Annotated in this window: 24 protein-coding genes and 2 pseudogenes; 16 read left to right on the top strand and 10 right to left on the bottom strand. The window is 68.5% G+C overall.

The window, feature by feature from the left end; all coding sequences use genetic code 11:
- The 3 genes and pseudogenes from AC1DNF_RS30300 to AC1DNF_RS30290 all read left to right on the top strand — a co-directional run.
- A pseudogene (locus AC1DNF_RS30300) lies at window positions 1-686 on the top strand (helix-turn-helix domain-containing protein); the annotation flags it as partial.
- A 47-nt stretch (window positions 687-733) separates the two neighbouring features.
- Window positions 734-1411, top strand: a complete 678-nt coding sequence (locus AC1DNF_RS30295; RefSeq protein WP_478152361.1) for a Vgb family protein — start codon at window positions 734-736, stop codon at window positions 1409-1411.
- A gap of 55 nt (window positions 1412-1466) precedes the next feature.
- Complete coding sequence (locus AC1DNF_RS30290) at window positions 1467-2288, top strand: DUF899 domain-containing protein (protein ID WP_478152360.1); 822 nt, start codon at window positions 1467-1469, stop codon at window positions 2286-2288.
- A gap of 24 nt (window positions 2289-2312) precedes the next feature.
- Here AC1DNF_RS30290 and AC1DNF_RS30285 read toward each other — a convergent pair whose 3' ends face one another.
- Window positions 2313-2738, bottom strand: coding sequence for a universal stress protein (locus tag AC1DNF_RS30285; RefSeq protein ID WP_478152359.1), 426 nt, complete (start codon window positions 2736-2738; stop codon window positions 2313-2315).
- A gap of 96 nt (window positions 2739-2834) precedes the next feature.
- On the opposite strand from AC1DNF_RS30285, the gene AC1DNF_RS30280 reads away from it, so the two are divergent.
- From AC1DNF_RS30280 to AC1DNF_RS30260, 5 genes are all read left to right on the top strand, one after another.
- The gene (locus tag AC1DNF_RS30280) at window positions 2835-3362 is read left to right on the top strand and encodes a KUP/HAK/KT family potassium transporter (RefSeq protein ID WP_478152358.1); all 528 of its coding nucleotides are present in this window, start codon (window positions 2835-2837) and stop codon (window positions 3360-3362) included.
- A 125-nt stretch (window positions 3363-3487) separates the two neighbouring features.
- Entirely contained in the window at window positions 3488-4252 is a 765-nt protein-coding gene (locus tag AC1DNF_RS30275; RefSeq protein WP_478152357.1) for a DUF3348 domain-containing protein, read from the top strand.
- Entirely contained in the window at window positions 4245-6281 is a 2037-nt protein-coding gene (locus AC1DNF_RS30270) for a DUF802 domain-containing protein (protein WP_478152356.1), read from the top strand. The genes AC1DNF_RS30275 and AC1DNF_RS30270 overlap by 8 nt, the downstream gene beginning before the upstream one ends.
- Entirely contained in the window at window positions 6281-6928 is a 648-nt protein-coding gene (locus AC1DNF_RS30265; protein ID WP_478152355.1) for an OmpA family protein, read from the top strand. Before AC1DNF_RS30270 ends, AC1DNF_RS30265 begins: the two co-directional genes overlap by 1 nt.
- Window positions 6921-7586, top strand: coding sequence for a DUF2894 domain-containing protein (locus AC1DNF_RS30260; RefSeq protein ID WP_478152354.1), 666 nt, complete (start codon window positions 6921-6923; stop codon window positions 7584-7586). The genes AC1DNF_RS30265 and AC1DNF_RS30260 overlap by 8 nt, the downstream gene beginning before the upstream one ends.
- Before the next feature lie 56 nt (window positions 7587-7642).
- Here AC1DNF_RS30260 and AC1DNF_RS30255 read toward each other — a convergent pair whose 3' ends face one another.
- The 5 genes from AC1DNF_RS30255 to AC1DNF_RS30235 form a co-directional block, all read right to left on the bottom strand.
- Window positions 7643-7912 (bottom strand): helix-turn-helix domain-containing protein, encoded by a 270-nt coding sequence (locus tag AC1DNF_RS30255; protein ID WP_478152353.1) that lies wholly within the window; start codon window positions 7910-7912, stop codon window positions 7643-7645.
- A 50-nt stretch (window positions 7913-7962) separates the two neighbouring features.
- On the bottom strand, window positions 7963-8367 hold the full coding sequence (locus AC1DNF_RS30250; protein ID WP_478152352.1) for a cupin domain-containing protein: 405 nt from the start codon (window positions 8365-8367) through the stop codon (window positions 7963-7965).
- A 44-nt stretch (window positions 8368-8411) separates the two neighbouring features.
- The gene (locus tag AC1DNF_RS30245; protein WP_478152351.1) at window positions 8412-8870 is read right to left on the bottom strand and encodes a carboxymuconolactone decarboxylase family protein; all 459 of its coding nucleotides are present in this window, start codon (window positions 8868-8870) and stop codon (window positions 8412-8414) included.
- An 80-nt stretch (window positions 8871-8950) separates the two neighbouring features.
- Complete coding sequence (locus tag AC1DNF_RS30240) at window positions 8951-9649, bottom strand: sigma factor-like helix-turn-helix DNA-binding protein (protein ID WP_478152350.1); 699 nt, start codon at window positions 9647-9649, stop codon at window positions 8951-8953.
- Window positions 9650-9667: 18 nt separating this feature from the next.
- Window positions 9668-10423 (bottom strand): SDR family oxidoreductase, encoded by a 756-nt coding sequence (locus tag AC1DNF_RS30235; RefSeq protein WP_478152349.1) that lies wholly within the window; start codon window positions 10421-10423, stop codon window positions 9668-9670.
- Window positions 10424-10666: 243 nt separating this feature from the next.
- Here AC1DNF_RS30235 and AC1DNF_RS30230 point away from each other — a divergent pair, with 243 nt between their 5' ends.
- Window positions 10667-11581, top strand: a complete 915-nt coding sequence (locus tag AC1DNF_RS30230) for an RNA polymerase sigma-70 factor (RefSeq protein WP_478152348.1) — start codon at window positions 10667-10669, stop codon at window positions 11579-11581.
- Window positions 11582-11738: 157 nt separating this feature from the next.
- The gene (locus AC1DNF_RS30225; RefSeq protein ID WP_478152364.1) at window positions 11739-12503 is read left to right on the top strand and encodes a COG4705 family protein; all 765 of its coding nucleotides are present in this window, start codon (window positions 11739-11741) and stop codon (window positions 12501-12503) included.
- A gap of 10 nt (window positions 12504-12513) precedes the next feature.
- Here AC1DNF_RS30225 and AC1DNF_RS30220 read toward each other — a convergent pair whose 3' ends face one another.
- From AC1DNF_RS30220 to AC1DNF_RS30210, 3 genes are all read right to left on the bottom strand, one after another.
- On the bottom strand, window positions 12514-14382 hold the full coding sequence (locus AC1DNF_RS30220) for a potassium transporter Kup (protein WP_478152347.1): 1869 nt from the start codon (window positions 14380-14382) through the stop codon (window positions 12514-12516).
- Window positions 14379-14873: a GNAT family N-acetyltransferase gene (locus AC1DNF_RS30215; protein WP_478152346.1), complete on the bottom strand. Its 495-nt coding sequence runs from the start codon at window positions 14871-14873 to the stop codon at window positions 14379-14381. Before AC1DNF_RS30215 ends, AC1DNF_RS30220 begins: the two co-directional genes overlap by 4 nt.
- A gap of 137 nt (window positions 14874-15010) precedes the next feature.
- Window positions 15011-15337 carry a GYD domain-containing protein gene (locus AC1DNF_RS30210; protein WP_478152345.1) on the bottom strand — a complete coding sequence of 109 codons (327 nt, stop codon included), beginning with the start codon at window positions 15335-15337 and terminating at the stop codon, window positions 15011-15013.
- Window positions 15338-15633: 296 nt separating this feature from the next.
- On the opposite strand from AC1DNF_RS30210, the gene AC1DNF_RS30205 reads away from it, so the two are divergent.
- The 3 genes and pseudogenes from AC1DNF_RS30205 to AC1DNF_RS30195 all read left to right on the top strand — a co-directional run bounded on the left by AC1DNF_RS30205 (window position 15634) and on the right by AC1DNF_RS30195 (window position 19282).
- A complete protein-coding gene (locus tag AC1DNF_RS30205) occupies window positions 15634-16827 on the top strand; it encodes a M20 aminoacylase family protein (protein ID WP_478152344.1) in 1194 nt (397 codons plus the stop codon).
- A 1-nt stretch (window position 16828) separates the two neighbouring features.
- Window positions 16829-18025: pseudogene (locus AC1DNF_RS30200) on the top strand (diaminopropionate ammonia-lyase); the annotation flags it as partial.
- Window positions 18026-18049: 24 nt separating this feature from the next.
- Entirely contained in the window at window positions 18050-19282 is a 1233-nt protein-coding gene (locus AC1DNF_RS30195; protein ID WP_478152363.1) for a M20 family metallo-hydrolase, read from the top strand.
- A 24-nt stretch (window positions 19283-19306) separates the two neighbouring features.
- Here AC1DNF_RS30195 and AC1DNF_RS30190 read toward each other — a convergent pair whose 3' ends face one another.
- The gene (locus tag AC1DNF_RS30190; protein WP_478152343.1) at window positions 19307-20320 is read right to left on the bottom strand and encodes a LacI family DNA-binding transcriptional regulator; all 1014 of its coding nucleotides are present in this window, start codon (window positions 20318-20320) and stop codon (window positions 19307-19309) included.
- 112 nt (window positions 20321-20432) lie between these two features.
- On the opposite strand from AC1DNF_RS30190, the gene AC1DNF_RS30185 reads away from it, so the two are divergent.
- From AC1DNF_RS30185 to AC1DNF_RS30175, 3 genes are read left to right on the top strand one after another with little or no spacing between them, the layout of a single operon-like run.
- On the top strand, window positions 20433-21455 hold the full coding sequence (locus AC1DNF_RS30185) for a Gfo/Idh/MocA family protein (RefSeq protein WP_478152342.1): 1023 nt from the start codon (window positions 20433-20435) through the stop codon (window positions 21453-21455).
- A gap of 8 nt (window positions 21456-21463) precedes the next feature.
- Window positions 21464-23059 carry an acyl CoA:acetate/3-ketoacid CoA transferase gene (locus AC1DNF_RS30180; RefSeq protein WP_478152341.1) on the top strand — a complete coding sequence of 532 codons (1596 nt, stop codon included), beginning with the start codon at window positions 21464-21466 and terminating at the stop codon, window positions 23057-23059.
- Complete coding sequence (locus tag AC1DNF_RS30175) at window positions 23052-23831, top strand: enoyl-CoA hydratase/isomerase family protein (protein WP_478152340.1); 780 nt, start codon at window positions 23052-23054, stop codon at window positions 23829-23831. The genes AC1DNF_RS30180 and AC1DNF_RS30175 overlap by 8 nt, the downstream gene beginning before the upstream one ends.
- The last annotated feature ends 5 nt before the right edge of the window (window positions 23832-23836 follow it).

The following is a 23836-nucleotide window of genomic DNA, read 5'->3' as shown; positions in this document are numbered from 1 at the left end:
CGCGCGTGCCGGCGCTGCTGGCCGAAGTGGCGCAGGCGCGGGCCGCGCTCGATCGGCCCGCCGCCCGGCGCCACTTCGGCGGCGGCGAGCAGAGCCTGCGACTCGACGAGGTCGAGGCGCTCCTGGCCTCGGGCGCGCTGGTGCTCGACGCCTGCCGACGCGGGCTGCGCGCCGGCGCCGCGTGGCAGCCGCTGGCGCGCCGACCGGTGCTGTTCGCGCTGGCGCACGCGCTCGCCGGGGCCTGGCCTCGCGACGTCGATCGGGACGCCCTGATCGCGCGGGCCTTCGGCACCCGCCACCCCGACGAGTCGCATCGCGCGCGCCTGCGCGTGGAGATCGGCCGCCTGCGCGCGCTCGTCGCCACGCTGGCGTGCATCGAGGCCACCGCGCAGGGCTTCGTGCTGCGGCCGCGCGACGCACGCGAGGTCGTCGTGCTGGCGCCGCCCATCGACGGCGACCAGGCCTCGCTGGTGGCGCTGCTTTCCGACGGCGCGGCCTGGTCGACCTCGGCGCTGGCGCTGGCCCTGGGGGCGAGCCAGCGCACCGTCCAGCGCGCGCTCGTCGAGCTGGAGGCCGCCGGCCGGGTGCGCTCGATCGGACTGGCCCGCGCGCGTCGCTGGCTGTCGCCGCCGCTGGCCGGATTCACGACGATTTTGTTACTCCCCGCCGCACTCCAGCTTGAGTAGAGTGGCCCCACGGCGCCGATCCGAGGCGCGCCGCAAGGAGCAAGGCGATGACCCGCAAGACAGGCAACGACAGTCCCCACGCCACGGTGCGCGCGGCCGAGATCGTGCGCGAATTCGGCCCCTTCGCGGGCGCCGACCACGTCCACGGCGTGACGCACGACGGCTTCAGCGTCTGGGCCGCCACCGGGGCCCGCCTGATCGCCTTCGACCCCCGCAGCGGGGAGCCCGCGCGCACGCTCGACTGCGCCTGCGACGCCGGCACCGCCTTCGACGGCAAGCACCTCTATCAGATCGCCGAGGCACGCATCGACAAGATCGACCCCGCCACCGGCGAGGTGGTGGCCTCGATCCCGGCGCCCGGCCACGGCAGCGACTCGGGCCTCACCTGGGCCGAGGGCAGCCTGTGGGTGGGCCAGTACCGCGACCGCAAGATCCACCAGATCGATCCGGCGACCGGCGCCGTCATGCGCACCATCGAATCCAACCGCTTCGTGACCGGCGTGACCTGGGTCGAGGGCGAGCTGTGGCACGGGACATGGGAAGGGGACGAGAGCGACATCCGCCGGATCGATCCGCGCAGCGGCGCCGTGCTCGAGCGGCTGGAGATGCCGCCCGGCACCAGCGTGAGCGGCCTCGAGTCCGACGGGGCGGATCTGTTCTATTGCGGCGGCGGGGCGAGCGGCAAGGTCCGCGCCGTGCGACGTCCGAAAAGAGTCCGGTCATGACCGCGACCGGCGCGTTGTCGAAACCCGAACGGCTCTTCGAGCCAAGGAGCACATCATGAACACCACCCTTGCCGAAGCAGGCACAGTGAACCATCCCGTGGTCTCCAGGGACCAGTGGGTCGCGCAGCGCAAGACGCTGCTGGCGCACGAGAAGGAGCTGACGCGATTGCACGACCAGATCGCCCGCGAACGCCGCGCGCTGCCGTGGGAGCGCATCGAGAAGGATTACGCCTTCGACACACCCGAGGGCCGGCGCACGCTCGCCGAGCTCTTCGAAGGCCGGCGCCAGTTGGTGGTGCAGCACTTCATGCTCGGCCCGGGTTGGGATCAAGGCTGCCCGAGCTGTTCGTTCATGGCCGACCACATCGAGGGCATGAGGCCGCATCTGGCGCATCGCGACGTCACGCTGCTGGCCGTCTCGCGCGCGCCGCTGGCCGAGATCGAGCGCTTTCGCCAGCGCATGGGCTGGCAGTTCAAGTGGGTGTCCTCGCATGGCGGCGACTTCAACCACGACTTCGGCGTCAGCTTCACGCCGGAAGAGCTGGCCAGGGGCGAGGTCCCCTACAACTACGGCATGCGGCCCTTCCCGAGCGAGGAAGCACCCGGCATCAGCGTGTTCTACAAGGACGACGCGGGCGAAGTCTTCCACACCTACTCGGCCTACGGGCGTGGCGTGGAGGTGATGATGGGCACCTACCAGATACTGGATCTCACGCCCAAGGGCCGCGACGAGCACAACCCGGCCTACCCGATGGATTGGGTGCGCCACCATGATCGCTACGAGCCGGAAGCGCTCGCGAAGCCGGCGCCCGGGGCGGCTTCGTGCTGCGACGCGCACGGCGGCGATGCTGGCCATCACCGGCCTGGTCACCCCTGATGTTCCGGCCGCGAACGGCGACGCTCACTCGACCATCGTCACCGGCACGTGGGACGTGCGAGCCACCCTGTTTGCCCGGCCGGCCGCCATCAACGCGCCGATAGGCGTACGGCCCCCCGTACCCATGACGATGCCATTGCAGTCGTTCGCCGCGGCCACCTGAGAGATCGTCGGCACGATTTCGCCCACCTCCATCCGCGCGACGTAGCTCGCGCCCGCCTCGTCCAGGATCCGGCATGCGGGTCGCAGAGCGGCTTCCCCGCGTTCCTCCTCAATCTTGTGCAACGCGTCTATCGAGCGATACGCGCATGCGCGCCCTTGCTCCAAAGGGGGCTGAACATTCAGAAGGACGACTTGCGAGACGCAGTGATCCTTGAACAACGAGGCAGCATGCCGGACCGCACGCAACGCCCGCTCGGAGTCGTCGACAGGCACCAGAAGTTTCAGCATATTCACACCTTGAGATTTCGCCCCGCAGGCACAAGCACATGTTGACTGTCGCCGCGCAAAAATGGAGTAAAGAAATCGCCTGGACGAATGAATTCCATGACAACGCGCGCCATCTGGCAGAGGCCGCATCCGTTCCAGCTCCTGACTGATGAAGCGGGCGATTCGCGCCCTATTCCGCTTGCGCGCAGTGTGTTCGGCGACATCGGCACGAGCCCGCTGTACACGATGAACACCGTTTTCGACGCTGCGTACGGCCCGGCGCCGAGTGCCGCGAACGTGGTCGGCGTGGTCGGCGTGGTCGGCGTGGTCGGCGTGGTCTCGCTGATCCTCTGGTCGCTGGTGGTCGTGGCTGCGCCGCAACCTGCTGATTTGCGGCGTATTCGGCACGAGGGCGACCTGCCGCTGGCGCTGAGGACTTGCGCGGCGCAGGGACTGTCGATCGAACCGATGAAGGCCTCGTATTTCCTGAGCCACGCCGTGGTGGTCCCGACGCGCGGTCAAGGCATGTCGCTGTGGCGCGAGAAGCTGTTTGCGGCCATGTCGCACGACATGGCCAACATGGCCAGCTATCTCAAGCTGCCGGCGAATCGCGTGATCGAGCTGGGTTCGCGGGTCGAGATCTGACCCTCCAACGAATTCGCGATCCCGATGCGGGACGCGAAGCCAGGGAGACCACCTTGCCGGATTCACTGCGCAGCCGTCTTCACCCACTGAGCAGTGTAGACTGACGCGTTTTTCGGTCTGGCAGTATGGCGCAAGTTTCACGGCGCACAGGTTTCAACGACTCCGCGCTCATTCGCTTGCTCTCTCGACTGACCGACATCGACATCCGCGAATCCAGGCAGGCCACCGCGGATCGATTGAGTCAGTGGTTCGGCTGGACCGATGCCATCTCGCTGTCCACGGTGCTCGATGGCCATCCGGCGACTGCGCGATCCGGCACACGAGCATCGGCGAGCGCCGAGGAAGGCGAATGCACCCGTGTGCGCGCCGCGTTGGCGAATGCCATCGCCGACAGGCGCGCATTCACGAACGACCGGGGACGTTTGCACCTGCACGCGCCCGCCAGCGGCGAGCCGATGGAAACGACCGCCGACTTCGCGCCGTTTCGCCAGCGCTACCTCGCCCGGCAACAGGCGATGGAGGCGAGCATCGGACCCCTGCGCGGTCGCCTGCGTGCGGCGCTGGCGGCCCGCTCGCCCGCCATGAGCCGGCTGGCGGCCGTGGATGCCGTCATGGAGCGGGTGCTGGATGCGCGCGAGCGCAGCCTGCTCGCGACCGTGCCCGTGGCGCTCGAGAGGCATTTCGAGCGCTTGCGCCAGGCCGGCCAGGCGACGCAGGGCGACACGCAGGCGCCGGACGAGCCCGACCGCACGGCCCCCCCCGCCGAGTGGCTGGTCGTCTTCCGCAGGGATTTCCAGGACGTGCTGCTCGCCGAACTGGACTTTCGATTTCAACCGGTCGATGGGCTGCTCGCGGCCCTTCGCATGAGGCAACCAGAGTGCCATGAGTAGATTCTTTCAATACACGGTCCTTGTCATCGGCCTGGCCGCGGTGTGCTGGGTCGGTGCCGGATACGTCGGCTCGAACCCGTTGGCGCTGGCCGTCACGGTGCTCGTGGGCGCGTGCTACCTGATGGGCGCGCTGGAACTGCATCGCTTCCAGCAGGCCACTTCCACGCTGGAACGTGCCGTGGCGGACTTGTCCGAGCCTCCGGCGAGCCTGGGCCACTGGCTGAGCCGGCTGCACCCTTCCCTGCAGAACGCGGTGCGGCTGCGCATCGAGGGCGAGCGCGTGGGCCTGCCCGGCCCGGCGCTCACGCCATATCTGGCCGGCTTGCTGGTGCTGCTGGGGATGCTGGGCACCTTCCTCGGCATGGTGGTGACGCTGAACGGCACCGGCATGGCGCTCGACAGCGCGACGGACCTGCAGGCCGTCCGCGCCTCTCTCTCCGCCCCGGTGAAGGGCCTGGGGCTGGCGTTCGGGACCTCGGTGGCGGGCGTGGCCGCGTCCGCGATGCTGGGTCTCGCCTCGGCCTGGTGCCGGCGCGAGCGACTGCAGGCCGGACAGGCGCTCGACACGCGGATCGCGACCAGCCTGCGTGTCTACTCGCTGGCCCATCAGCGCGAGGAGTCCTTCAAGCTGCTGCAGCAACAGACCCGGCTGATGCCCGAGCTGGTCGAGCAGCTGCAAGCCATGATGGCGGCGATGGGGCTGCAGAGCCAGACGCTGAGCGAGCGCCTGGCCAGCGGCCAGGACCACTTCCACAGCAAGGCCGAGGCCGCATACGCCAGCCTGGCCTCCTCCATCGACCGGTCGTTGAAGCAGAGCCTGACCGAGGGCGCCCGCATCGCCGGCGCGACGATCCAGCCGGTGGTCGAGGCGACCATGGCCGGCATCGCGCGCGAAACGGCCACCTTGCACGACACCATCACGCTCACCGCGCAGCGGCAACTCGAGGGGCTGTCCAGCCGCTTCGAGGCCACCACCCTCGACGTGGCATCGACCTGGAAGGCCGCGCTCGCGGAGCATCAGCGCACGACCGAGACGCTGTCCAAGGACATGCGCAGCTCGCTCGACCAGTTCGCCGAGAGCTTCGAGCAGCGCTCGGCTTCGCTGGTGGACGGCATCTCCGCCCGCCTGGAAAGCACGCTGAGCCATGTGTCGACCGACGCGCGCGAGTCCGTGGCGGCGGCGGCGGCGAGCTTCGAGACGCACGCGGCCTCGCTGCTGCGCACCGTCGACCAGTCGCATGCCAACCTGCAGGCCGAGCTGGCCTCGCGCGACGAGCAGCGGCTGTCGGGCTGGACGCAGGCGCTGGAGGCGATGGCCGCCTCGCTGCAGCAGGAGTGGCAGCAGGCGGGCGCGCACACCATGAGCCTGCAGCAGCAGCTGTGCGAGACGCTGGCGCAGACCGCCAGCGAGATGTCCGCCCAGACGGAAGCACATGCGAAGAACACGATCGCCGAGATCGCCCGGCTCCTGCAGGCCGCCGCGGAGGCGCCCCGGGCCGCGGCCGAAGTGGTGGCCGAACTGCGCCAGAAGCTCTCCGAGAGCATGGCCCGCGACAACACGATGCTGGAGGAACGCAGCCGCATCCTGGACACGCTGGGGACCGTGCTCGACGCCGTGAACCATGCCTCCACCGAACAGCGGGCGGCCGTCGAYGAGCTGGTCGCCGCGTCGGCGGGTCTGCTGGAGCGCGTCGGCAGCCGCTTCACGGAAAAGGTCGACGAGGAAGCCGGCAAGATGGCCGCCGTCGCCGCGCAGATCACCGGCAGCGCCGTCGAAGTGGCCAGCCTGGGCGAGACCTTCGGCTTCGCGGTGCAGCTGTTCAGTGAATCGAACGACAAGCTGGTGGCCCATCTGCAGCGCATCGAGGGCGCGCTCGGCAAGTCCATCGCGCGCAGCGACGACCAGCTGGCGTACTACGTGGCGCAGGCGCGGGAGGTGATCGACCTGAGCATCATGTCGCAGAAGCAGATCGTCGAGGACCTGCAGCAGCTCGCCAGCAGGCAGGCAAGCGTGGGCAGCGAAGCATGATGAGCGAGGACATCGACGCCGGCATCGAGCCGACCGTGCCGGTATGGGCGGTCTTCGGCGACCTGATGTCGGGGTTGCTCGGGGCCTTCGTGCTGATCCTCGTCTGCGCGCTCGGCATGCAGCTGGAACTGGCGGCGAAGCTGGAGTCCGAGGTCCACCAGCGCCAGGTCGAGGCACAGCGCCGGCAGGCGCTCGAGAAGGCCCTGGCGGGCCCGCTCGCGGCGGGCCGGGTGACGCTGAACAACGGGCGCATCGGCATCAGCGGCAGCCTGCTGTTCGCCTTCAATTCCGCGGAGCTGCAACCCGAGGGGCGGCAATTGCTCAAGAGCCTGACCGCGCCGCTGGCCGCCTACCTCCAGGCGCGTGACGAGATCCTGATGGTGAGCGGCTTCACCGACGACCGCCAGGTGCGCGACGGCAATCGCCGATTCGCCGACAACTGGGAGCTCTCGGCCCAGCGCGCCCTGACGGTGACGCGGACCTTGATCGAGGAAGGCGTTCCGTCGGCCTCGGTCTTCGCGGCGGCCTTCGGCTCCGAGCAGGCCGTGGCGTCGAATGCCGATGCCGACGGACGCGCCAGGAACCGGCGCGTGGAGATGGCGCCCACGCCGAGACCGTCCAACGCCAACGTGAAGCCCCGTGAGTAGCGCCGAGGCTTGCGAAACCGACGCGATGCTCGACGCATGGCGCGCGCGCGGCGATCATCTCCTCGATCCCGTGCGCTTTCGCCTGATCGAGGTCCTGGCCCGACGGGCGCAAGCCCACCGCGGCGACGCGCGGCGCATCCTGGACGACAAGGTGGCCAGGCTGCTCGCAGCCTATGGCGAAGGCCTCGAGAAGGCCGGCCGCGCGAGCGCGCCATGCGAGCCGGCGGACCCGCGTGGCACGCAAGGCCCGGCCCCTCGCGGGGCGCTCGCGGAACTGGTGGACCTCCTCGCCCGGCATGCGTCGGCCCCCGGGGAAGGGCCGACGGCGAGCGATGCCGCATCCCGTCTCGCCCCCGCGCCCGAACTGAAGTCGCTGCGCTACTTCAAGAGCACCTGGTCGAGGCTCAGCGCGGATCGATGGCTGATGCAGTCGCTGGCGAAGGTGCCGGAGAATGCCGGCCCGCTCAACTCGCACCACCTCGTGCATCGTGCCCTCGCGCTGATGCGCGAACTCTCGCCGGAGTACCTCAACCGCTTCATGTCCCATGTCGACGCCTTGTCATCGATCGACCAGTTGAATGGCGCCGGTGCGTCGGCGGGCACGAGCACGCGGCGCGAGGAGAGCCAAAGGAAGGCCGCACGCGGCAGGTCCACCTGATGCCGAGCAGGGGACTCGACAGCTCCCCCTGGTCGAGCAGCCCCGAGGGTCGCCGGTCATGGCCCGACGTTCTGCTCGCGCGGAATCCCGGTCACGGTGACGGGCGAGGGCTCGCGCGTGGCCCGCTTGTAGATCGACGGCGAGACCCCCGTGTGCTCCTTGAAGAAGCGCGAGAAATTCCCCGGCGCGGAGAAGCCGAGGTCCAGCGCGACGTCCGTCAATGCACTGCCCTCCGCCACGCGGCGCATGGCTTCCTCGACGCGTACGCCGCTCCAGAACACCTGCGGCGTGGTGTTGAGTTGCTCGGCTTCCAGCAGGCGCTCCACCTCGTCGTCGACCGCGGTGCGAGCATCCCTGGCGGAAATGATCGCCGCGTCTACTTCAGGATGTAGAAGGGGGCGTCCTTGTCCTTCACCAGCACCACGACGAACTTCGCAGGCCGGGTGCTGCTGGCGTTTCGGCCCACGGTGTGGATGTCATGGGGGCCTTCATAGAAGGTCTGCCCCGGTGTCAGCGTCACCTCCTTGGCGCCCTTGACCCCCATCACGATGGATCCCTCCACCACGTAGACGAAGGCATGCGCATCGTGGTGATGCAGCGGCTCCACCGCGCCCGGCGGATAGTCCACGTTGAGCATCAGGACTTCCTTGCCGGGAATGTTCGCCAGCTCCTTCGTCATGAGCGTCCCGACCACGGGCTGCGGAGCCGCAACGGCGTAGGGAGCCAGGACGACGCCGGACGCCAGCAGCAGCTGCGCTCCGATCTTTCCGAGATTCAGCATGTTCTTTCCTTTCGTGACTCTTGCTCGCGATCTGCGCCGCGCGCTCATTCGATCGGCCTGTCGGAAGGCGGCGTGCGCATGCCCACGGACATCCGGTTCCATGCATTGATCAGGGCGATCGTCCAGGTCAACTCGACGATCTCCTGCTCGCTGAACACGTCCTTCAAGTGCTCGAAGGCGCCTTCGTGATCGCCGTGCTGGTCCGCCAGCCGGGTCATGGTCTCGGCCCAGTTCAGTGCCGCGCGTTCGCGTTCGCTGTAGAAGCCGACTTCGCGCCACGTCGAGACACTGTTGATGCGTTGCCAGCCTTCTCCCTGCTTGCGAAGTTCGCGAGCGTGCATGTCGAGGCAGAAGGCGCAGCCGTTGATCTGCGAGACGCGGGTCTGCACGAGCTCCATGAGCCCGGGGCCCAGTGGGGACTTGGCAATGAGGGCGTTGACGCCGGCCAGGGCCTGGTAGGCCTTGGGCGCGATCTGGGTCCAGGGGAGTCGGGCTTGGTTCATGAGGGTTCCTTTTGGAGGGTTGAGGTTCGTGGTGTTCACATGCAGAAGACGTTCGGCGGCATCGCCTTGTGACAACGTCTTCAACGGTTTTTCAGGATCGAAGCCAGACGGGCCAGCTTCCCGGGATCTCGCTGCACGCGGATGCGCACGATGCGAGTGCCGTCCGTTTCGAGCGACTGCACCGATTCGAGGACGCCGTCGATGAATCGCAGAAAGCCCCATTCGCCATTGATGGGGGCAAGCCGGGTGCGCAGCGCGTTCCCATGGCGCCTGCCGGCCGCGAGATAGAGCTGCGCGATGCGCTCGCCGCCCTGCAGCGGCTTGCCCAAGCCCGGGGCCTTGCGGCCGTCGTCGCCGATGAGCTCCGCGTCCTCGGCCAGCATCGACTTCAGCATGGCCAGGTCCGCGTGCTCCGAGGCCGAGGCGAAGTCACGAAGCAGGCGCAGGTGCGTTTCCTTCGAGAGCGCGAAGCGGGCACGCCGCTCCCGCAGCTGGAGCCTCGCGCGGCGGACCAGCTGGCGGCAGGCCGTCTCGCTCTTGCCGAGCGCGACCGCGATTTCGCCGTAGCCCGCGCCGAACACTTCTCGCGTCAGAAAGGCGGCCCGCGCTTGCGGGGCCAGCCCTTCGAGCAGGGTGAAGAAGGCGATCGAGACGTTCTCGACGCATTCCAGCAGCTGGTCGGCCGAAAGGGTCGAACCGCCGGCAAGCGGCTCGGCCAGCCAGCCTGCCCCGGCGTGCTCGCGCGCCAGGCTCCGGGCGGAGCCGTCCGTCCTTCTCATGGTGAGCGGCGGCTGCCTTTATGGCGTCTCGCGGGAGCGGCTGAGCCAGTCCGCGAGGGTGGTCTTGCCCAGACGCGGGTTCTTGCCCGGGGTGAGCGACTGATCGTCCAGCGCCATGCCGAAGTAGAGCGCGTCGGGGTCCGCGACCACCTTGCGCGTGTCCCCGGTCGCGGCCAGGAACTGGCCGACGAACTTGTCGAGGCCCAGCGCCACGGGGCCCGCGATTTCGATCATCGCGTTGGCCGGCGCTTCGAGCGCGATCTCCGACAGGGCATCGGCCACGTCTTCCGCCGCCATCGGCTGCGCGAGCGCGGGGGAAAGTCGAACCGTGTCCCCGTCGGTGCTCGTGGCGGCGATGCTTCCGGCGAACTCGAAGAACTGCGTCGCGCGCACGATCGTGTACGGGACAGTCGAGGCCTTGATCATGTTCTCCTGCGCCATCTTTGCGCGGAAGTAGCCGCTTTCAAGAAGGCGCTCGGTGCCCACCACCGACAGCGCGACGTGGTGCCCGACGCCGGCGGCTTGTTCCGCGGCGAGCAGGTTGCGACCGGAGGTTTCGAAGAAATGCATGACGGCGGCGTCCTCGAACGAAGGCGAGTTCGCAACGTCCACGACGACCTGCGCGCCCGCCAGGGCCGCTGCCAACCCCTCTCCCGTCAGGGTGTTGACGCCCGCCGAGGGCGAGGCGGCGACGGCCTCGTGTCCCCGTTGGCGAAGCTTCTTCACCAACCTTGATCCAATGAGCCCGCTGCCGCCGATGACGACGATCTTCATATGAAGTCCTTTTCGTCCAGTGTTGTCTACTGGCTGACCGGACGGCCGCCCCATGCGACTGTCCATGCCTGCAAGACGTTGGGGCGCGCGGGTTTGTGACATGCGGGTGGACAAAATTTCTGGCCGCCACCGCCGATTGGGGCTAATGTTTCGCAGGCCCGGCTCAGGAACATCGACTCAGCCCTGCTGGCGGCTTCCAGTCATGCCTGTCACAAGACAAGGGTGCCGAACGTCTACATAGCCATGAACGACCCGACCGATACCTTCACGCGCCTTCGCCCTCGCCTGCAGGGCATCGCCTACCGCATGCTGGGCTCCTCGGCCGAGGCGGAGGAAGTGGTCCAGGACGCCTGGCTGCGCTGGCATGAGGCCGAGCAGGAGCGCCTGGACAGCAGCGAGGCTTGGCTGGTCGCCGTCACCACGCGGCTGGCGATCGACAGGCTGCGCAGCGCGAAGGTTCAGCGCGAGCACTACATCGGCACGTGGCTGCCCGAACCCATGCTCTCCGAATCGCCGGCCACACCGGAACAGGAACTGGAGCGGGCCGACGACGTGTCGATCGCGTTCCTGGCGATGCTGGAGCGCCTGGCGCCCGAGGCCCGCGCGGCCTTCCTGCTGCGCGAAGTCTTCGATGCGGACTATGGCGAGGTGGCCGAAACCCTCGGCAAGACCGAGAGCGCGTGCAGGCAGCTCGTTCATCGCGCCAAGACACAGTTGCAGGACAAGCGGCCTCGCTACATCGTCCCGCACGAAACCCAGCAGCGCCTGATGCGCGGATTCGCCGAAGCGGCGACGCGCGGGGAGTTCGCGGCGCTCAAGGCCATGCTCGCCGACGACGCTCAGCTCATCGGCGACGGCGGCGGCAAGGTGCCGAGCTTCGGCGTTCCGCTGGTGGGCGCCCAGCGCATCGCCCAGCTCTACCTCGCGACGAACCTGCGCTACCGCGAGGCGGTGCGGTTCGAAGTCGTGCGCATCAACGGCCAATGGGGCCTGCTGCGCTTCATCGATGGCGAGCTCGAATCGGCGCAGGCCATCGAGACGGACGGCGAGCGCATCGTGCGCATCCATGCCCAGCGCAATCCCGACAAGCTCGCGCGCATCGTCGCCGCACTCGGCCGGGACGCGGCTGTCGCGCACCAGCCCCCGCCAGTGCCCTGAGCCCGTCGGATCCCGGTCCTCGATCTCCGGTCATCGGAATGAGTGGGAACTGTCCGGCCGCCACCTACACCAAGAAGCTCGGCCCGCTGGCGACGGCCGGCGCGGCCCGCCATACAAGCTTCCGTCACCCGTTCCCCCGAACGCCACCCGGCCCAACATGCACACCGACACCGAACTCCCCCTTGGCAAAGTCGCCGAAGTCACCCTCTGGTTCTGGCTGGTGAAGATAGCGGCGACAACGCTGGGTGAAACCGCCGGTGATGCGGTCACGATGTCGATGAACCTGGGCTACCTGGTGGGAACCGCCATCTTCGCCACGATCTTCATCGGCGCCGTATGGACCCAGATCGCGGCGAAGGGCTTCCGTCCTTTTCTGTTCTGGTTCGTGATCGTCGCGACGACCACGGCAGGAACAACGCTCGCCGATCTGCTGGATCGATCCCTGGGGATCGGTTACCTGGGCGGCGCGTCGACGCTTCTCCTTCTCCTCCTTGCCACCTTGTTCCTTTGGCATCGGACGCTCGGTTCAGTCTCCGTCTCGGCCATCACGTCGCGAAAGGCCGAGGTGTTCTATTGGGCCACGATCATGTTCTCGCAGACCCTCGGGACAGCGCTGGGCGACTGGATGGCCGATCCCGATACCGGCCTGGGTCTGGGCTACGAGGGCGGCGCCCTTGTCTTCGCGGCGGCGCTGGCCCTGGTCGGGGCGGCGTACCTATGGACGAGGATGTCGCGCACGGCCCTCTTCTGGGCAGCCTTCATCCTGACGCGGCCCTTCGGCGCCACGCTCGGGGATTTCCTGGACAAGCCCCACGCCGCCGGCGGACTCGAGATGAGCCGGTACACGGCGACGGCCGTCCTGGCGGCGTTCATTCTTGCCTGCATCGTGCTGCTGCCGCAGCGCGCCGAGCGCACCCTTTGAGGTCGATCCGTCAGATCTCGATCTTGGTGCCCAGTTCGACCACCGAATTGTTGGGCAGATAGAGGTACTCGGCCGCGGCGCTGGCGCTGCGATGCATCTGCACGAAGAGCTTCTCGCGCCACTTGGCCATGCCGTCGCCGATCGCCGGCACGACGATGTCGCGCGACAGAAAGTAACTGGTGGTCATCGGGTCCAGCCTGAACTCCCGGCCCGCGATCTGGCTCAGCGCCTTGGGCACGTCGGGGATGTCCATGAAGCCGAAGTGCAGGATGACCTTCCAGCAATCCTCGGCGATCGGTGTGATTTCGCCGCGATCCGCGAGTTCGACCCGGGGCACCTCGTGCGCCCGCATCGTCACGAACAGATTGAATTCGTGCAGCACCTTGTTGTGCTTCAGGTTGTGGAGCATCGCGTTGGGAACGATCCCGGTTTCCGCCGTGAGGAACACGGCCGTTCCGGCGACGCGCGTCGGCGGGTGGGCAATCACGCCTTCCAGGAAGGGCGCCAGCTCGATGGCATCCTCGCGCAGCTTGGCCGACAGAACGACCTGGCCATCCTTCCAGGTGGCGAGGATCACGAACAGGCCTCCCGCCATCAGCAGCGGGAACCAACCCCCATCGACGATCTTGAGCAGATTCGATGCGAAGAAGGAGATGTCGACGGCGAAGAAGAAGCCCGTGGCCGCCACGCATACCGGCAGCGGGTAGCCCCATCCATACCGGATGACGAAGAAGGTCAGCGCCGTCGTGATCACCATGACCAGGCTGACGGAGATGCCATAGGCCGCCGCAAGGGCGGTGGATGAGTGGAACATGCCGACCGCCAGGACCACGCCGGCCAGCAGCGCGAAGTTCACCGCCGGCACATAGATCTGCCCCTTGTCGTGTTCCGACGTGTGCTTGATCGTCATTCGAGGCAGATAGCCCAGCTGGATCGTCTGCTTGGTCGCCGAGAACGCGCCGGAGATGAGGGCCTGGGACGCAATGACCGTCGCCGCGGTCGCCAGGACCACCATCGCGATCAGAGCCCAGGCCGGCGTCATGAGGAAGAAGGGATTCTCAATGGCCTTCGGATTGGCCAGTACCAGGGCGCCCTGGCCGAAATAGTTGAGGCTCAATGCGGGCATCACCAGGCCGAACCATGCCCATTGAATGGGGCCCTTGCCGAAGTGGCCCATGTCGGCATAGAGCGCCTCCGCCCCCGTCACGCAAAGAAAGACCGCCCCCAGGGTGATGAATGCCAGCTGGTAATGCTCGTATCCGAAACGCAGGGCATAGGTGGGCGAGATCGCCTTCAGCACGGCCGGGTTGTCGATGATCGAAGGCAATCCGCTGAGCCCGATCGCCAGGAACCAGAGCACCATGACGGGACCGAAGAACCGGCCTATCTGTGCCGTTCCCCTCTTCTGCAACATGAAGAGCATGACCAGCACGGCGAAGGAGATCGGCAGCACGAAGGGCTTGGCGGCCGGGGTGACGATCTCCAGGCCCTCGACCGCCGACAGCACGGAGATGGCGGGCGTGATCACGCCGTCGCCAAAGAACAATGCGACGCCGAAGACGCCGCACACCATCAATACGCGATGGACCTTCGGCTTGTCCTTGACGGCCTGCGAAGCCAGTGCGAGCAGCGCCATCAGGCCGCCCTCGCCATGGTTGTCCGCCCGCATGATGAGCCCGACGTACTTGATGGAGACGATCACCGTCAGCGTCCAGAAGAAGAGCGACAGGACGCCGAGGATGTTGTCCGGCGTCACGGCGACATGGCCGTTGGCGAAGACCTCCTTGAACGCGTAGAGGGGCGATGTGCCGATGTCGCCGTACACCACGCCGATGGCGCCCAGGCATAGCGTCGTGAGGGAGGACTTCGAATTTTTCATTGGGATTGCGGTATCGGCATGTTGCACGGGCCGGATACCCCGCCAATCTGCGGTGTTCGAACATAGTGGATGTCCCATTCGGTCTCTTCGACGCGCTCGAAACCATGCCGCGCATAGAAGCGATTCGAATCGCTGCCCCGCAAGGCACCGACGCGAACGGGCATCCCTTGCGCGTCCGCTTCCGCGAACACGACCGCGAGCGCTGCCGCGCCGATACCCCGGCCCTGGTGCGCGGGGTCTACGTAGAGATGGTCAAGAAGCAGCTGCCCTGCGTGAGGGCGCAGCACGACGAAGCCGACCCTGCGCCCCTCGACGACCAGATGCCGGGTATGCACCGGCGCGAAGGTGGCCAGGAATCGGTCCCTCGCGCGTTGGGAGTCGAAACGGCCGAGGCGCTCCAGGCTCGGGCGCATGGCGGCGATGCGCAGCGTGACGAGGTCTTCGGCATCCTCTGGCGAGGCCGCTTCGAGGTCGAGGAATTTGCCGCGCATCGGTGGGGAGTGTCGAGCCATGTGAGTTGTGGCCGCATTCTGCCGGAGCGGCGCCCGGCAAAGTCCGCGCGAGGCCGCTGGCCGCACTCCCGGGCGCCGGCCTGGCCTTGGCCAGAAGCGGGCGCGATCCGCCTGCCTCAGCCCTTGGGTGGGGGATAGGCCAGCTTGCCTGCCTTGCCCAGCATCTCGACGGTCTCGCCGACCGTGTAGAGCTGGGAGGTCTTGAGGGTGCGGATGTGTCCGGCGAGTTCGACGGCGATGATGGCGGTGGCGGCCGCCTTGGCATCCGGGGCTTCATAGATGATGAAGCCGTCGTAGTCGCCCGCCATGTAGTACATGCTGAGCAGCTTTCCGCCCAGCTTCTCGACCAGCGCCTTGACCGGAATGCTGCGGTCCTCGGGATGCTTGGCCAGCTTCTGCCAGCCCTCCGTATTGTAGCTGAAGCTTGTCATGTAGGTAGGCATGCGCGTCTCCACTTCCTTGAGATCGAGGCCAGACCCTGTCCAGGCGGAGTTGCCCGGTGCACCACGGCCTCCTGTGGTTGCGGAGGCCTTTCTACTCCGTCAACCGAAAAATGCAACTTAAGTTCTCATTTCGCACCCATGAGATCGAAGTTGCGAGTCCATCGAGGCCGCATTCGCGATGATGAGGAAGTCGAATTCGCCCGACACCTCGGAGCAGGCCATGACAATCATCGAAGTCGGTGCATCCACCCGACGTTCCGGCCGAAGAATGGGCCATGTCATCACCCGAGACCGCGATGCCCGAAGCACAGAATGAAGTCGAGTTCGAAGCCCAGTGGGTCCGCTGGAGGCACCACCTCCACCGGATTCCCGAGACGGGCTTCCAGGAAGTGCGAACGGCCGGCTACGTCGGCCAGGTTCTCGAGATGCTGGGCCTCGAGGTGCACCGAGGCATCGGCGGCACGGGCATCGTCGCCAATCTGCGCGTCGGCGGCGGCGCCGGCGTCATCGGCCTGCGCGCCGACATGGACGCGCTCGCCCTCACGGAAGCGGCGCCGGGACGCGCATACGCCTCCGAGACCGCCGGTTGCATGCACGCGTGCGGCCACGACGGCCACATGGCCATGCTGCTGGGCGCCGCGCAGTTGCTCGCGCGCCGCCGCGACTTCGACGGGACCGTGCGATTCATCTTCCAGCCCGCGGAAGAGCACGGCCGCGGCGCCGCCGCGATGCTGGCCGATGGCCTTCTCGAGCGCTTTCCCGTCGACGAGATCCACGGCGCGCACAACATTCCCGGCCTGCCCGTCGGCCACATCGCGACGCGCGTCGGCGGCATCATGGCCAGCGAGGACAACTTCGTCATCCGCATCACCGGCCGCGGTGGACACGCGGCGCGGCCGCACATGGCCGTGGACCCGCTGGTGATCGGCGCCGAGATCGTGCTCGCGCTGCAGTCGATCGTGTCGCGCTCGCTCGACCCGGGCGAGCCCGCCGTGCTGTCCTGCACCGAGTTCATCACGGACGGCATCCGCAACGCGCTGCCCACCGAGGTGCTGATCAAGGGGGACACGCGCAGCTATTCAACCGAAGTGCAGGCCCTGCTCGAACGCAGGATGCGCGAGATCTGCGAGGGCATCTGCCAGGCCCATGGCGCGCGCTGCGCGGTCGAGTACACGCATGAATTCGCGCCGACCGTGAACTGGGCCGAGTGCGTGCCCACCGCCGTGGCCGCGGCCCGGGCGGTTGTCGGCCACGACAACGTCGATGCCAACGTACCCGCCATGATGATCTCCGAGGACTTCGGCGCCTTCCTGCGGGTCGTGCCGGGCGCCTTCGTGTTCATCGGGAACGGCGACGGCGACAGCGCCGGGGCCGTGCCGCTGCACAACGCGCGCTACGACTTCAACGACCGCGTGCTGCCGATCGGGGCGCGCTACTTCGCCGAGCTGGCGCGCGTGCGCCTGCCTCGCGACACCGAAGCGAAGGGCTGACATGCTGCTGCGCAATCCTCAGGCACGGCGAAGCGGCTACGACACGTCGTTGAAGGCGGTGATGAACATCGCGCGCGGCAGGGAGAGCCGCCAGTGGCTGGCGAACTGGGACCGGCTGGCTCCGCACCCCACGCCCGCATGGCCATTGCCCGGGCTCGCGGCCCGCCTGGGCATCGCGCAACTGGTGATCAAGGACGAGTCCAGGCGCTCGGCGCTCGGCAGCTTCAAGGCCCTCGGCGCACCCGTGGCCTTGCTGCGGCTGGTCCTGCGCCGATGGCACGGGCAGGGCTGGACGCCGGCCGACATCCTCGCGGGCCGACACGCGCAGGCGCTGCGCGATTTCGTCGTCATCAGCGCGACGGACGGCAATCACGGCCGGGCGCTGGCTGCGGCGGCGCAGAGCATCGGATGCCGTTGCGTGATCGTCCTGCACGCCCAGGTGAGCGAAGAGCGCGAGGCCCCCATCGCCGCGCTCGGCGCCGAGGTGGTGCGCATCGCCGGCAATTACGACGCCTCGGTCGAGGAAGCGGCGCGCCTGGCGAAGGCGAACGGCTGGGAGGTCGTCTCCGACACCTCGTACGAGGGCTACGAGGAGGTGCCGCGCGACGTCATGCAGGGCTACGGCATCATGGTCGACGAGCTGCTGGAGACCGCTGCGGCCGATGCGCTGTGCCCCTACACGCACGTCATCGTCCAGGGTGGGGTCGGCGGGCTGGCCGCGGGCGTGGCGAGCCACTTCTGGGAGCGCTACGGCGCGGCGCGGCCGAGCTTCATCGTCGTGGAACCCGAACAGGCGGACTGCCTGCTGCAGAGCGCCCGCAGCGGTCGGCCCGAGCGCGCCACCGGATCGGTCGATTCGGTGATGGCCGGGCTCGCCTGCGGCGAGGCATCGCCGCTCGCCTGGCGCTTCCTGCGGCCCGCGGTCGACCTCTTCATGACCGTCACCGACGCGCAGGCCGAACAGGCGATGCGCGCGCTGGCATCCGGCGATGCGGGCGACGTTCCCGTCCTCAGCGGCGAATCGGGGGCAGCCGGCCTGGCGGCCCTGCAAGCGCTGCTGCCGGACCCGGAGGGCCGACGCATGGCCGGCCTCGATGCCGACGCGCGCGTCCTGCTGTTCAACACGGAAGGCGCGACGGCCCCCGGCATCTACCACAGCCTGGCCGGCCGCTCGGCGCAGGAGGTGCTCGCGGCGCAGCAGGATTGGCTCGCCCGGGAAGGCATCGCGCAAGACGCGCTCATGGCGCGCATCGACCAGCATGCGGCCATCGGCGCCATCGAGCACGGCGGCGTGTGCCGCATCGCGCTCACGGATGCCGACCGGCAGGGCCGCGACCAGCTGGTGGCCTGGATGAAGGCGCTGGGGCTGAGCGTCCGGATCGACCAGCTCGGCAACATCTTCGGAACCCGGCCGGGCAGGACCGATGCGGCGCCCGTGATGACCGGCTCGCACATCGACACCGTCGCCACGGGCGGCCGCTACGACGGAAACTACGGCGTGCTGGCCGGTCTTGAAGTGGTAAGCTGGCTCAATGCGCGCGAGCGTCAGACGCTGCGCCCGCTCGTGGTGGCGGCCTTCACGAACGAGGAAGGCGTCCGGTTCATGCCGGACATGATGGGCTCCCTGGTGCATGCCGGCGGCTACCCGCTCCAGGCCGCCCTCGACACGATCGGCACGGACGGCAAGCGCCTGGGCGACGAACTGGCGCGCATCGGCTACGCCGGCGACATGCCCTGCGGCACCATCGTTGCGCACGCCTATGTGGAACTGCACATCGAACAGGGCCCGGTCCTGGAAGCCGAGGGCATCACCATCGGCGCGGTCGAGGACCTGCAGGGCATCTCCTGGCAGGAGATCGTGGTCAGCGGCCAGTCCAACCATGCAGGCACCACGCCCATGCCGCTGCGCCACGATGCCGGCTACTGCGCCGCCGCGATCGCCGTGTTCGCGCGCGAGCTCGCGCGGCGCTACGGGGGCAGCCAGGTGGCGACGGTCGGGGTCATCGAGTTGCATCCCTGTCTCGTCAACGTCATCGCGGCGCGCGCCCGGCTGACCGTCGACCTGCGCAACACCGACGAGGAGACCCTCCAGCGCGCGGAGGCGGAACTGGCCCGCTACCTCGCCCGGCTCGAACGGGAAGAAGGCGTGCGCATCGAGACGCGGCGCCTGGCGCGCTTCGAGCCGGTCGCCTTCGACGGCCGGTTGGTGCGCATCATCGAGGCGTGCGCCAACGCGCGCGGCCTGACGAATCGCCGGATGAGCTCGGGCGCGGGCCACGACGCGCAGATGATGGCCCGCATCTGCCCGGCCGCCATGATCTTCGTGCCCAGCGAGCGCGGCATCAGCCACAACCCGCGGGAACATACCGGAGCGAGCGAGCTTCGGGACGGAGCGAATGTGCTGCTGGACGTGCTGCTCCGGCTCGCAGATGAGCCGGGGCCGCCGGCGGCATAGCCGGGCCGGCGCGGTGGCGTGGGACTACGCCGTCTGCCGGATCAGCAGCTTCGGCTCCGCCAGGTAGAGCTGCCGCGCCCGGGACGGCTTCTCCATGCGAGCCAGCAGGACTTCGGCCGCATGCTCGCCGAGTTCGCTCGGCCGGATGTCCATGGTGCTGAGCGGCGGGTTCGAATGCGCGGCGTCCTGCACGTTGTCGAAGCCCATCAGCGCGAAGTCCTTGCCCGCCTTCAACCCGCGCTCGCCCAAGGCCGACAGCGCGCCGAAGGCGACGATGTCGTTGTAGCAGATCGCCGCCGTCGGACGGGGTGACTTGTCCAGCAGCGCCTTCATCGTCTCGTAGCCGCCCTGCCGGGTGGGGTTCGAGGCGACGAACAAGCCCTCGTCGAAGGCGAGCTTGTGCTCGGCCAGGGCCGCCTTGAAGCCCTTCAGGCGCTGTTCGAGCACGACGCCCGTCTGCCCTCCCAGGAAGCCGATGCGCTTGTGGCCCGCGGCGAGCAGGTGCCGGGTCGCGACGTAGACACCGCGCTCGTTGTCCGCACCGGCGAAGTCGTAGCTCCCTGGCCCCAGGGTGCGCACCATCACGACCAGCGGGATGCCCCACGCCTGCACTTCCTTGGGCAGGCTGCGCGGCGTGCCGAGGGCCGGGCAAAGCACCATGCCGGCCGCGCCCTGCTCCCGCATCGTGCGCAGGACCTGCCGCTGCCGCTCGACGTCTTCGTTGGTGTGCGCCATCAGGACGATGTAGCCGGCCTCGACCAGCTTGCGCTCGACACCGATCAGGATCTCGGCGAAGAAGGGATTCATCAGGTCGTTGATGACCACGGCGATCGTCCTGGACGAACCGCCTCGGAGCTCGCCGGCCCGGCGGTTGTAGACATAGCCGAGCTTCGCCGCGGCCTCGCGCACGCGCTCCGAAGTTTCCGCCGGAATCAGCGGGCTGTCCTTGAGGACGAGCGAGACCGTCGACTTGGATACCTTCGCCTCGGCGGCGACGTCCAGGATGGTGACGGGACGCGGTGATGTTGAGTTGCGCATCTTCTTGGGTGGGTGTTTTCCCTAGGGTACGGCATCGTCCCTTGATCTTTCGTTGGAACGATCCAATAATTCATTCAACCGTTCCAACAAATGTAGCCGCAAAGGAGACGCCATGGGAAGCAATCAGCCGGTCGGATGGGGCCTGATCGGCGCCAGCACGATCGCCGCCGAGCACATGATCGGCGCCATCCGCGCCCAGCCGGGGCACGAGGTCGTGGCCGTCGCCAGCAGCAGTGCGCAGCGCGCCAGGGACTATGCCGGGCAGCACCACATCGACAGCGCCCACGACTCCGTCGCCGGGCTGCTCGCCAACCCGCTCGTGCAGGCCGTCTACGTCAGCACGACCAATGAACTGCATCGCGAACGGGTGCTCGCCGCCGCCGCGGCCGGCAAGCACGTGCTGTGCGAGAAGCCCCTGGCCCTCACGCTGGACGACGCACGCCAGATGGTGCGCGCCTGCGCCGAGGCCGGGGTCCTGATGGCGACCAATCACCATCTGCGCAACGCCGCCACGCACCGCAAGATCCGCGAGCTGGTGCAGGGCGGGGCGATCGGCCGGCCGCTTTTCGCGCGCGTCTTCCACGCCGTCTACCTGCCGCCTCACCTGCAGGGCTGGCGCATCGACAAGCCCGCCGCCGGCGGCGGGGTGATCCTCGACATCTGCGTGCACGACGCGGACACCCTGCGCTTCATCCTCGGCGCCGAGCCGGTCGAAGCCGTCGGCCTGTCCCAGTCGGCCTTCCTGGCCCGCGACGGGCTGGAGGACGGCGTGATGGCGGCCCTGCGCTTCGACAACGGCGTGCTCGCGCAGCTGCACGACGCCTTCACGACGCCGTATGCCGGCACCGGCATCGAGATCCACGGCGACAAGGGCTCGGTCATCGGCCGCAACGTGATGACGCAGCAGCCGGTCGGCGAAGTGCTCTTGCGCGACGCCGGCGGCGAGCACGCCGTCCCGGTGGCGCACGAAGACCTCTACGCCCGCGGCGTCGCCCGCTTCTGCGCCGCGATGCGCGGCGAAGGCGAGCCCGCCGCGACAGCCATCGACGGCCTGCGTTCCCTGGCCACCGCATTGGCCATCGCCGAGGCCTGCCGCACCGGCACCACCGCGCGCATCGAAGCGCTTCGAAGCTAGGAGTTCCCATGAAGAAAGTGATCACCGCCGAGCAGGCGGCGGGGCTGGTGCGCACCGGCGATGTCGTGAGCATCAGTTCGTCGAGCGGCCTCGGCTGCCCGGACAAGGTCCTCGCGGCCATCGGCGCGCGCTTCGAGCGCGAAGGCCAGCCGCGCAACCTGACCACGCTGAACCCGATCGCCGCCGGCGACATGTACGGCATCAAGGGCATCGACCACATCGCCAGGCCGGGCCTGCTGGCGCGCGTGCTGGCCGGCTCCTACCCGAGCGGCCCCTCGTCGCTGCCGATGCCCGCGATCTGGCGCATGGTGGTCGACAACCAGATCGAGGCCTACAACATCCCCAGCGGCATCCTCTTCGACATGCACCGCGACGCGGCGGCCAGGCGCCCCGGGGTGCTGACCAAGGTCGGCCTCGGCACCTTCGTCGATCCGGACCTGCAGGGCTGCGCGATGAACGAAGCGGCGACCGCCCGGCCGGTGGTGCGCAAGGAGACTTTCGACGGCCAGGAATGGCTCTATTTCCCGGCCATCGCGCCGCAGGTGGCCATCATCCGCGCCACCACCGCCGACGAGCACGGCAACCTCACCTACGAGCACGAGGGCGCCCTGCTCGGCGGCCTGGACCAGGCGCTTGCCGCGCGCAACAACGGCGGCATCGTCATCGCCCAGGTCAAGCGCGTGGTGCAGCAGGGAAGCCTGCGTCCGCACGACGTGCATGTCCCCTGCAACCTGGTGGACTACATCGTGGTCGACCCCGACCAGTGGCAGACCACGCAGACGCCGTACGACCCGGCCATCAGCGGCGAGATCTTCCAGCCCCTGTCCACCTTCGAGCCGCAGGCCTGGGGCCCGGAAAAGGTGATCACGCGCCGCGCGGCGATGGAGCTGACGCGCGGCCACGCCGTGAACCTGGGCTTCGGCATCTCGGCCAACGTGCCGCGCATCCTTCTCGAGGAAGGCCTGCACGGCGAAGTCACCTGGGCCATCGAGCAAGGCGCGGTCGGCGGCATGCCCCTGCTGGGCTTCGCCTTCGGCTGCGCATCGAACGCCGACGCCATCATGGCCTCGCCGAACCAGTTCACCTACTTCCAGGGCGGAGGCTTCGACGTGACCCTGCTGTCCTTCCTCCAGGTGGATGGCAACGGCAGCGTGAACGTCTCCAAGCTCGGCGCCAAGCCCTACCTCACCGCCGGCTGCGGCGGCCTGGTCGACATCACCTCGCACGCCAGGCGCATCGTCTTCTCGGGCTTCTTCACCGCGGGCGCGAAGCTCGAAGTCGGCGACGGCAGGCTGACGATCTTCAAGGAAGGCAAGACGCGCAAGTTCGTGAAGGCCGCCGAGCACATCACCTTCAGCGGCGTGATCGGACGCGAGCGCGGCCAGCGTGTCACCTACGTCACCGAGCGCTGCGTCATCGACCTGGACCCCGACGCACTGGTCGTGCGCGAGATCGCGCCGGGCATCGACCTGCAGCGCGACGTGCTCGACCAGGCCGAGATCCCGTTGCGGGTGGCCAAGGACCTGCGCCTGATGGACGCGGCGCTGTTCACCGATGCGCCCTTCGCCCTGCGCCTGAAGGCCGAGGAGGCGCGCCGTGGCTGAGTCGCTCGTCCGGCTCGAGCGCGACGGCGCCGTCGCGACCGTGACCCTGAACCGTCCGGCCAAGCTCAACTCGCTGACGCCGGCCATGCTCGACCAGCTCGAGCAGGCCGCGCGCGCGCTGGATGCCGACGCCGACATCCGCGTCGTCATCCTGACCGGCGACGGCGAGAAGGCCTTCTGCGTCGGCGCCGACATCAACGAGTGGGCCGCGCTGCAGCCGCTCGACATGTGGCGCCGCTGGGTGCGCCGGGGGCACCAGGTGTTCGACCAGTGGGCGCGGCTGCGGCAACCGGTCATCGCGGCCGTCAACGGCCATGCCTTCGGCGGCGGGCTGGAGCTGGCGATCACGGCGGACATCCGCATCGCCGCCGGGCACGCGCGCTTCGCGCTGCCCGAGGCTTCCATCGCCACCTGCCCCGGCTGGTCGGGAACGCAGCGCCTCGTGCAGCTGGTGGGCGCCAGCCGCGCCAAGTACCTGGCGCTCAGCGGCAGGCATTGCGGCGCCATCGACGCGCTGGCCGCCGGGCTGGTCCACGAGCTCGCCCCGTCCGGCGAGCTGGCCGAGCGGGCGGCCACCCTGGCGCGCGAGATGGCGGCCAAGGCCCCGGTGTCGCTGCAGCTGACCAAGCAACTGATCAACGCCGCCGCGGGCGAGGACACGGCGGCGACGCTGGAGGCGATGGCCGGCGCATTGGCCGCCACCACCGACGACGCCGCCGAAGGCATCCGCAGCTTCCGCGAGAAGCGCACTCCCAGCTACCAGGGCCACTGAGCCCC

It is taken from the genome of Variovorax sp. 01T432, from assembly GCF_056398605.1.
The sequence above is the reverse complement of the archived record's forward strand: the minus strand, read 5'-3'. Positions and strand labels throughout refer to the sequence as shown.

Bases quoted from the DNA above. Each gene is read 5' to 3' on its own strand.
- AC1DNF_RS30295 (WP_478152361.1), top strand. From the start codon at position 734: ATGACCCGCAAGACAGGCAACGACAGTCCCCACGCCACGGTGCGCGCG.
- AC1DNF_RS30290 (WP_478152360.1), top strand. From the start codon at position 1,467: ATGAACACCACCCTTGCCGAAGCAGGCACAGTGAACCATCCCGTGGTC.
- AC1DNF_RS30285 (WP_478152359.1), bottom strand. From the start codon at position 2,738: ATGCTGAAACTTCTGGTGCCTGTCGACGACTCCGAGCGGGCGTTGCGT.
- AC1DNF_RS30280 (WP_478152358.1), top strand. From the start codon at position 2,835: ATGACAACGCGCGCCATCTGGCAGAGGCCGCATCCGTTCCAGCTCCTG.
- AC1DNF_RS30275 (WP_478152357.1), top strand. From the start codon at position 3,488: ATGGCGCAAGTTTCACGGCGCACAGGTTTCAACGACTCCGCGCTCATT.
- AC1DNF_RS30265 (WP_478152355.1), top strand. From the start codon at position 6,281: ATGAGCGAGGACATCGACGCCGGCATCGAGCCGACCGTGCCGGTATGG.
- AC1DNF_RS30250 (WP_478152352.1), bottom strand. From the start codon at position 8,367: ATGCTGAATCTCGGAAAGATCGGAGCGCAGCTGCTGCTGGCGTCCGGC.
- AC1DNF_RS30245 (WP_478152351.1), bottom strand. From the start codon at position 8,870: ATGAACCAAGCCCGACTCCCCTGGACCCAGATCGCGCCCAAGGCCTAC.
- AC1DNF_RS30240 (WP_478152350.1), bottom strand. From the start codon at position 9,649: ATGAGAAGGACGGACGGCTCCGCCCGGAGCCTGGCGCGCGAGCACGCC.
- AC1DNF_RS30235 (WP_478152349.1), bottom strand. From the start codon at position 10,423: ATGAAGATCGTCGTCATCGGCGGCAGCGGGCTCATTGGATCAAGGTTG.
- AC1DNF_RS30230 (WP_478152348.1), top strand. From the start codon at position 10,667: ATGAACGACCCGACCGATACCTTCACGCGCCTTCGCCCTCGCCTGCAG.
- AC1DNF_RS30225 (WP_478152364.1), top strand. From the start codon at position 11,739: ATGCACACCGACACCGAACTCCCCCTTGGCAAAGTCGCCGAAGTCACC.
- AC1DNF_RS30220 (WP_478152347.1), bottom strand. From the start codon at position 14,382: ATGAAAAATTCGAAGTCCTCCCTCACGACGCTATGCCTGGGCGCCATC.
- AC1DNF_RS30215 (WP_478152346.1), bottom strand. From the start codon at position 14,873: ATGCGCGGCAAATTCCTCGACCTCGAAGCGGCCTCGCCAGAGGATGCC.
- AC1DNF_RS30210 (WP_478152345.1), bottom strand. From the start codon at position 15,337: ATGCCTACCTACATGACAAGCTTCAGCTACAATACGGAGGGCTGGCAG.
- AC1DNF_RS30205 (WP_478152344.1), top strand. From the start codon at position 15,634: ATGCCCGAAGCACAGAATGAAGTCGAGTTCGAAGCCCAGTGGGTCCGC.
- AC1DNF_RS30190 (WP_478152343.1), bottom strand. From the start codon at position 20,320: ATGCGCAACTCAACATCACCGCGTCCCGTCACCATCCTGGACGTCGCC.
- AC1DNF_RS30185 (WP_478152342.1), top strand. From the start codon at position 20,433: ATGGGAAGCAATCAGCCGGTCGGATGGGGCCTGATCGGCGCCAGCACG.
- AC1DNF_RS30180 (WP_478152341.1), top strand. From the start codon at position 21,464: ATGAAGAAAGTGATCACCGCCGAGCAGGCGGCGGGGCTGGTGCGCACC.